Annotated in this window: 1 protein-coding gene; it reads left to right on the top strand. The window is 73.9% G+C overall.

The genetic code is table 11. The features are described 5' to 3' along the window. Positions 1–1,625: non-ribosomal peptide synthetase (locus STRIP9103_RS31725; protein WP_048821343.1), on the top strand; the 1,625-nt coding region annotated here is incomplete at both ends.

Below are 1,625 nucleotides of genomic sequence, written 5' to 3'. Positions count from 1 at the left end.
ACCGGGTCCCGCTGGTCCCTGCCGGTGATCGCCGCCATGGCCGCCCACACCCACCGCGTCACCGGCGCCCACGACGTCCTCGTCCGCGTGTTCATGGCCGCCCGCCTCAGCCCGCACGCCCTGGCGACACCCGCCATGCTCGTCAACGACGTCCCGCTGCGGATCCCCGTCGACGGTGCGACGACCTTCACCGAACTGCTCGACCGGGTCGCCGCCCGACTGGCCGAGGCGACCCGTCACCAGCGCTACCCGCACGACGAACTCCGCCGCGACCTCGCCGCCACCGCCCACCCGGGCACCCTGAACGGCCCCTCCCTGAACGTCCTCTCCTTCGCAGCCGCCCGCCTGCCCTTCGGGCCCGTCCAGGCCGAGGCACACCAGCTGGCCTCCGGCCCGGTCCGCGACCTCGCCCTGCACGCGTGGGGCGACGCCGAGGCCGGCGACGGCATCGAGATCACCGTCAACGCCCACCCCGGCCGCTTCACCCCCGAGACGGCCGCCGCCCACCGCGACCGCTACGCCCGTCTCCTCACCACCGCCATCGAGCACCCCGAGCTGCCCATCGGTGCCCTCGACCTGCTCTCCGACACGGAGCGGGAGCGCTTCCACGCCCGCAACGCCACCGACCGTGCGACCGACCCGCGCTCGCTGGTGGAGCTGTTCGAGACGTGTGTGGCCCAGGACCCGGCCGCCGAGGCCGTCGTCTTCGAGGGCGAGCGGCTGACGTACGGCGAGCTCAACACCCGCGTGAACCGCCTCGCGCACGCCCTGCGCGGACGCGGCGTGGGGCCGGAGTCGCGGGTGGCCGTGCGACTGCCGCGCTCGGTGGACCTGATCGTCGCGCTGTGGGCGGTACTCAAGACCGGCGCCGCGTACGTGCCCGTCGAGACCGGCTACCCGGCCGAGCGGATCGCCTACGTCCTCGCCGACTCCCGTACGTCCTTCGTCATCGACGAGGAGAACGTACGGACCCTCGGCGAGGGTGAGCCCGAGACCGACCCCGGCGTCGCCCTGCGGGGGGACCACGCCGCGTACGTCATCCACACCTCGGGCACCACCGGCCGCCCCAAGGGCACCGTCGTCACCCACGCCGGCATCACCAACATGCTGGCCTGGATGCAGGACGAGTACCGGCTGACCCCGGCGGACCGGGTCGTGCACAAGACGCCGGTCGGGTTCGACGTGTCGGTGTGGGAAGTCTTCTGGACCCTCACCCGCGGCGCGACCCTCGTCGTCGCCCGGCCCGACGGCCACCGCGACCCGGCCTATCTGGCCCGCCTGGTCCGCGACGAGCGGGTCACCGTCATCCACTTCGTCCCGGCGATGCTCGGCCCGTTCCTCGACGAGTACGTGCCCGTCGACTCGCTGCGCATGGTCAGCTGCGGCGGCGAGGCCCTGCCCGCCGGGCTCGCCGCGCGCTTCCACCGCGAGTGCGGCGCCCAGCTCCACAACTCCTACGGCCCCACCGAGTTCTCGGTGACCGCAACCTCCCACGCCTGCGCCCCCGGCGTACCCGTCACGATCGGCACCCCCACCCACAACTCCCGCGCCTACGTGCTCGACCCGGCCCTCCAGCCGGTCCCGGACGGCGTCACCGGCGAGCTGTACCTCGCGGGCGCCCAGCT

The organism is Streptomyces ipomoeae 91-03 (assembly GCF_000317595.1).
Lineage (GTDB): Bacteria > Actinomycetota > Actinomycetes > Streptomycetales > Streptomycetaceae > Streptomyces > Streptomyces ipomoeae.
This window is presented reverse-complemented; position numbering and strand designations above follow the sequence as displayed.